The organism is Shumkonia mesophila (assembly GCF_026163695.1).
In the GTDB taxonomy this organism is placed as follows: domain Bacteria; phylum Pseudomonadota; class Alphaproteobacteria; order Rhodospirillales; family Shumkoniaceae; genus Shumkonia; species Shumkonia mesophila.
Genome location: NZ_JAOTID010000001.1, coordinates 288370 through 294155, shown reverse-complemented (window position 1 = coordinate 294155; position 5786 = coordinate 288370). Strand labels below are relative to the sequence as shown.

Sequence of the window (5786 nt, the reverse complement as noted above, 5' to 3'; positions counted from 1 at the left end):
AGCCACAGTTCGACCATACGAATCATCGGAGGGCGGCTCCCATCGGGCCGCCTTCTCTTTTGGGGGCGGCCGCACCGTCCAATCAAAATTACCTAAATTAACGCAAAAACGATTGATGTCGGCGCGTCGTCTTGGTTAGGCTGCCAACACGGCGGTCCAACCGCCGGAGGCAATTTCAAGGAGGGAACCGTCCGAGTCCGGAGAAGATGATACCGCTGTAAGTGCAATCGTATAAATGGTGCCGCCTCCGGATTTGGGGGGTTAGAAATCCGTAAGGCCGCATCATTTCCACCATTACAGGAGAATTAGTCGGCGCGCACTCAGGGAAGCGGATGGGCCTTGGCTGGAAAATTCCGGCGCCGAGGGAGGACATCGTGCTTAAACTGAGAATCGAACGCGCGTCGGGCGAGGTGATCGAGCTCGAGCTCGTTCAGGGTACCCAGCTTCCGGCCATTCAGGCCGGCGACGAGATCAGGATCGTTACCCCGGAGGGCCAGCAGGTTCACGTCGAGATCCATGGCGGCGACGTCTGGATCGTACCGGACGGTGGGGCTGCCCAGCCCATCGTCTTCGAGAACATGGCCCTCTACCTCGGCGACGGCGAAACCACACTTACCGTGGTCGACGCTGCGACCGGTCAGGTTGCGGCGATCATCGACGCTTCCCACCTCGGCGAGGTGCCGATCCAGCCGGCCGGCGAGGCGGAACCTTCCCAGGAAGCGTCCCGGGAGTCGGTTCTGTCTCCGGGAAACTCCACGGCGTTCCAGAATTCCTCCGACGTCGAACGGCTGGAGGAGGACGAGGGGGAAGATCCGCTGCAAGCCATCGTGGAGCGCCCGGAGACGGGCGGCGACCAGTCGGACGGCGCCGGTGCCGATAATGCCGGCAGTGGCGATACCGAAAGCGACACCAAAAGCGACTCCAAAAGCGCGGTCGAGACGCCGGAGCCGGATTCCGGCGCCGCCGGCCGCGTGCTGACTGTCGGCGCCGGCGGCGAGTATGCGACCATCCAGTCGGCCATCGACGCGGCCGAGGCCGGCGATACCATCGTGATCGCCGCGGGCACCTATGCCGAATCCCTGTCCGTGACCAAGGCCGTCACCTTGCGGGCGGCGGACGGCGCCGAGGTGATCGTCGACCCCGTCAGCGGCAACGGCATCACCATCAGCGGCGACCTCGACGGCGGCGACGTGACGATCATCGGCCTCACCCTCGCTGACGGCGCGTGCGGCATCCAGGTCAGCGCGGGCGTCAACGTCGGCACGCTGACGCTCGACGACGTGACGGTCCAGGACAATGCGCAGTACGGCCTGCGCACCGATCAGGATTCCGTCGCCAACCTGGTGGTCACCGACAGCACGTTCGACGGCAACGGCTATCAGACCAACCTCAACGGCTCCGCCCAGATAAAGCTCTACAATTTCACCGGCGACGCCTCCTTCGCCAACGTTTCGCTGATCGGCGCGACGGAGGGCACCGCGCTCGCCAACCAGGCCGACTACGGCATCGAAATAACCGGCATTTCTAACGCCGGCCTCGACGCCGGCGGCGAGTCGCCGGACATCGGCACGATCACCTTCACCGACGTGACCGTCGAGGGCGCCTACCACAAGAACGCGGTCGCCATCTACAACTATGGCGAGATCGACGGCCTTGCCATCGCCGGCCTCGATCTTTCGGAAGTCGTGACCGCCTGGGGGCCGGTGTTCAACATCGACGGCAGCGAGGACGCCGCCGTCGACTCCACGGGCTACAACATCGCTTATCCGGCGACGGACGGCATCGTCGCCGAGTTGCAGGGCGAGGTCCATCAGCAGGACAGCGTCGCCACGACCATCCGCGGTACCGACGCCAACGAGCGGCTGATAGGCAAGGACGGCGACGACACGCTCTACGGCGGCGGCGGCGACGACGAACTCTACGGGGCCGACAAGCCGGGCAACCCGCTGGCCGACGAGGTCAGCAACGACACGCTTGATGGCGAAGCGGGCAATGACAAACTGTACGGCGGCGCCGGCGACGACACCCTGGTCGGGGGAATCGGCGACGATTTGCTCGACGGCGGCGCCGGGGCGGACCGGCTTGACGGCGGCACGGGCACCGATACGGCGGACTATTCCGCTTCGTCGGCGGGCGTCATGATCGATCTTGCCGGGGGCATCGGCAGCGGCGGCGACGCCGAGGGCGACACGCTGACCGGCATCGAAAACGTGACCGGTTCCGCCCACGACGACACCTTTATCGCCGCCGCCGCCGACAACGCCTTCGACGGCGGCGCCGGCGACGACACTGTCACCTACGCCGGCAGCCTGGCGGACTACACGCTGGGGGTCGACGCCGACGGCAACGTGACGCTGACGTACACCGCGGGCGACGGCAGCACCGACACGCTGAGTGGCATCGAGACGCTGTCGTTCGAGGACGGCAGCGAGGTGCTGATCGTCGGCGCCGGCAGCCAGTATACCACTATCCAATCGGCCATCGATGCGGCCGAGTCCGGCGACACCGTGTACGTCGCTGCCGGCACCTACGCCGAAACTGTGGTCATCGACACGGCGGGGGTGACCCTGCTCGGCGGCGAAGGCGCGGTCATCACGGTAGACGGCACCTCGCGGATCAACGCAATCACCATCGGTGCCGACAACGTGACGGTCAGCGGCCTCACCATCGAGGGGCCGGCGGATCAGTCCTATGTCGACTACGCCTGGGGGTCGCAGATCACGCGCGGCATCGTGGTTCTCTTCGGTGTCGAGGACTTCACGATCGAGAACAATACGATCGAGAACGTCCGCAACGGCATCCTGATCAACGGCATCGGCAACACGGGCAGCGTTGCCGGCAACCTCATTGACAACACCAAGAGCGCCATTTCGATCCAATACACCGACGGTTCTGGCATCGCCATCGAGGACAACGCAGAAGGGACCTACGGCAACGAATGGGGCCTCAACCTTCACCTGAACGGCCTGTGGACGGGGAGCGGGACCGCGACCGTCGCCAATCCCACCGGCACCGAGCCGACAGCCGATTGGCAGCAGACCCTTCTCGCGCTCAGCGACGACAACGACGGGTGGGCCGTCCAGGACCAGACCTACACGGCGTCTAACCGCACCGAAGTGACGGTGGATGACGCCGGCTCGACGACCAGCCAGGGCAGCGAACTGACGCCGCTTGGCACGGTCCAGGCCGGCGTCGACGCCGTGGTGGCTGGCGGTTCCGTTCACGTGCTGGCGGGCGATTATGGTGGCGAGGCCGTAGTGATCGACACCGAGGGAATCATCGTCGCGGGCGAAGCTGGGGCCACCGGCTTCAGCCTGCAACTCGGCGCCGGCATCCAAAACGTCACCCTGCAGGGCGCGGCCGACTTTACGGCCACCGGCAACGACCTGGACAACATCCTCGCCGGCGGCGACGGCGCCGATGTGCTGATCGGCGAGGGCGGCAACGACACGCTTCTGGGTGGTGCCGGGAACGACATTCTCACCGGTGGCGCCGGCGACGACGTCCTCACCGGCGGCGACGGGAACGATATCTTCTCCTTGATGGCGGACGACACCGGCGTCGACACCATCACCGATTTCGGCGAGGGCGACGTCCTCGATTTCAGCGAGATCCTGAGCGATGCCGATCCGGACGAGATCTTCACCGATTTGGGTGGCGGCAACACCCAGGTTTCTTACCAGGGCGAGGCCATCGCCATCATCCAGAACGTCGCGTCGACGGACCTGACGGTGGATAGCGACGGCAACGTCGTGCTGGCCGACACCGTCGTCTAGGGTCGTGGCCGGATAGCGCAAGCCCATGGAGGGCGGCCCCATCGGGCCGCTCTCTTTTTTCCTGCGCCGGCCGGCCGCCCCGGTTACAATCGGGCCCGCAACGGCAACGGGGCTGGCCATGGAACGCATCACGATCACGGTGGACGGGGACCTGCTGGCGCAGTTCGACGCCTACATGAAGCGCAACGGCTATGAGAACCGCTCGGAGGCCTTCCGCGACCTGGTGCGCGGCAAGCTTGAGGGCGAGCGCATCGCCAGCGGCGACGCCGCCTTCTGCGTCGGCTGCCTGAGCTACATCTACGACCATCACGAGCGCGAACTGGCCCGCCGCCTCACCCAGGCGCAACACGACCATCACGACCTCAACCTGTCTACCCTGCACGTCCATCTCGATCACGACACCTGCCTGGAAGCCATGATCGTGCAGGGTCCGACCGAGGCGGTGAAAAGTTTCGGCAACGGGGTGATCGCCGAGCGCGGCGTCAGGCACGGCAACCTGCACATCGTGCCGGCCGACGTGAAGATCGGCCGCCACGCTCACGGAACGGGCAGCGACATCAAGACCCCCCACGTCCACAGCCGGCCGCGCACGTAAGGATAGTTTCGGGGACACCATACTTAATTCGCAGGAAGCCGCTTCGTTTCCAGCGCGCAGAGCGGTGAATTAAGTATGGTGTCCCCGAAACTCGATCAAGGGGGAGGGAGCCACGCCGACGCCTTGCTTTTCTTCCCTCCCTTTCGTGGGGGAGGGCAGGGAGGGGGGCCGGTTCAGCCGGCCGGTTTGTGCCCCATGCCCGGCATGGGCGCCTGCGGGCCTTTGCCCATGGCGCCGGGGGCCAGCACGTCGGTGGAAACCTCGATGCGGCCGGCCTTCTCGAAGATCAGCGTCAGCGGGATCGCCGAGCCTTCCTTCAGGGGTGCGCGCAGCCCGATGAACATGACGTGCAGGCCGCCCGGTTGCAGCACGGTGGGGGTGCCGGGATGGACCTCGATGGCGTCCACCCGGCGCATCTTCATGACGCCGCCGTCCATGGCGTGGGTGTGCAGTTCGACCCGCTCGGCGACCGGCGATTCGGCGGCCACCAGTCGGTCCATCTCGGCCCCCTGGTTGGCCAGCACGGCGAAGGCGGCGCCGGTCTTCATGGCCGGCGTCACCGAGGCGCGCGCCCAGGCATCGGAAACCACGATGGGACCGGCTTTCATGTCGGCCGCCAGGGCGCCGCCGCCGAGGCCGGCGACGACGATGGCCAAGGCCAGGAAAATCCCTCTGTTCATGCGCCGGCTTCCTCCCATGGTTGAACGTGCCTGAATATGGGAAGGACGCCGGGATTTTCCAGACTTAAGCCTCGTATTCGGCGATTCTTTGACCCTCGGCGACGGCGGCGGCCACCCAGGCCTGCATGTCGGGGGTTTGCCAGACGGCGTCGGCGTACGCCTGGCAGACGTCCGTCAGCGCCACGTCATAGGTGCGGAAGCGCCCGACGACGGGGGCGTAGAAGGCGTCCGCGATGGTGAAGCCGCCGAACAGGAAGGGCCCGGCGGCGCCGAATCGGGTCCGGCAGGAGGTCCAGATGTCCTGGACGCGGGCGATGTCGGCCTCCGCGTCGGCGGCCCGCGGCCGGCCGGGAAGGTGGGCGCGCAGGTTCATCGGCAGGGCGCGGCGCAGGGCCATGAAACCGGCGTGCATTTCGGCCGACACCGAGCGGGCCGTGGCGCGGGCCGTCGCGGCGGCCGGCCACAGGCCGGCCGCCGGGAAGCGCTCGGCCAGGGTTTCGGCGATGGAAAGCGAATCCCACACCTGATCGTCGCCCAGGCGCAACAGCGGCACCTTGCCCGACGGCGAATGGGCGAGGATGGCGGCCTTCGTTTCCGGCCGCATGAGGGGGACGAGGATTTCCTGGAAGTCGATTCCCGTCCGCTTGAGCGCGAGCCAGGCCCTTAAACTCCACGACGAATAGTTCTTGTTGCCGATCACCAGCACGCAATTTGCCATCTTCATTCCTCCTTCCG

General features: G+C 66.3%; 4 protein-coding genes. 2 read left to right on the top strand and 2 right to left on the bottom strand.

All coding sequences use genetic code 11. The annotated features are described in order from the left end of the window. Positions 1-374: 374 nt before the first annotated feature. Positions 375-3776 carry a hypothetical protein gene (locus ODR01_RS01355; protein WP_316975793.1) on the top strand — a complete coding sequence of 1134 codons (3402 nt, stop codon included), beginning with the start codon at positions 375-377 and terminating at the stop codon, positions 3774-3776. A gap of 118 nt (positions 3777-3894) precedes the next feature. Further along, positions 3895-4371: a nickel-responsive transcriptional regulator NikR gene (nikR, locus tag ODR01_RS01350; protein ID WP_316975792.1), complete on the top strand. Its 477-nt coding sequence runs from the start codon at positions 3895-3897 to the stop codon at positions 4369-4371. Positions 4372-4544: 173 nt separating this feature from the next. Here nikR and ODR01_RS01345 read toward each other — a convergent pair whose 3' ends face one another. Both ODR01_RS01345 and ODR01_RS01340 read right to left on the bottom strand, forming a co-directional pair. Then, complete coding sequence (locus ODR01_RS01345; RefSeq protein WP_316975791.1) at positions 4545-5051, bottom strand: copper chaperone PCu(A)C; 507 nt, start codon at positions 5049-5051, stop codon at positions 4545-4547. Positions 5052-5115: 64 nt separating this feature from the next. Next, positions 5116-5775 (bottom strand): glutathione S-transferase family protein, encoded by a 660-nt coding sequence (locus ODR01_RS01340; RefSeq protein WP_316975790.1) that lies wholly within the window; start codon positions 5773-5775, stop codon positions 5116-5118. Positions 5776-5786 lie beyond the last annotated feature (11 nt).

Bases quoted from the DNA above. Each gene is read 5' to 3' on its own strand.
- ODR01_RS01340 (WP_316975790.1), bottom strand. From the start codon at position 5,775: ATGAAGATGGCAAATTGCGTGCTGGTGATCGGCAACAAGAACTATTCG.
- ODR01_RS01345 (WP_316975791.1), bottom strand. From the start codon at position 5,051: ATGAACAGAGGGATTTTCCTGGCCTTGGCCATCGTCGTCGCCGGCCTC.
- nikR (WP_316975792.1), top strand. From the start codon at position 3,895: ATGGAACGCATCACGATCACGGTGGACGGGGACCTGCTGGCGCAGTTC.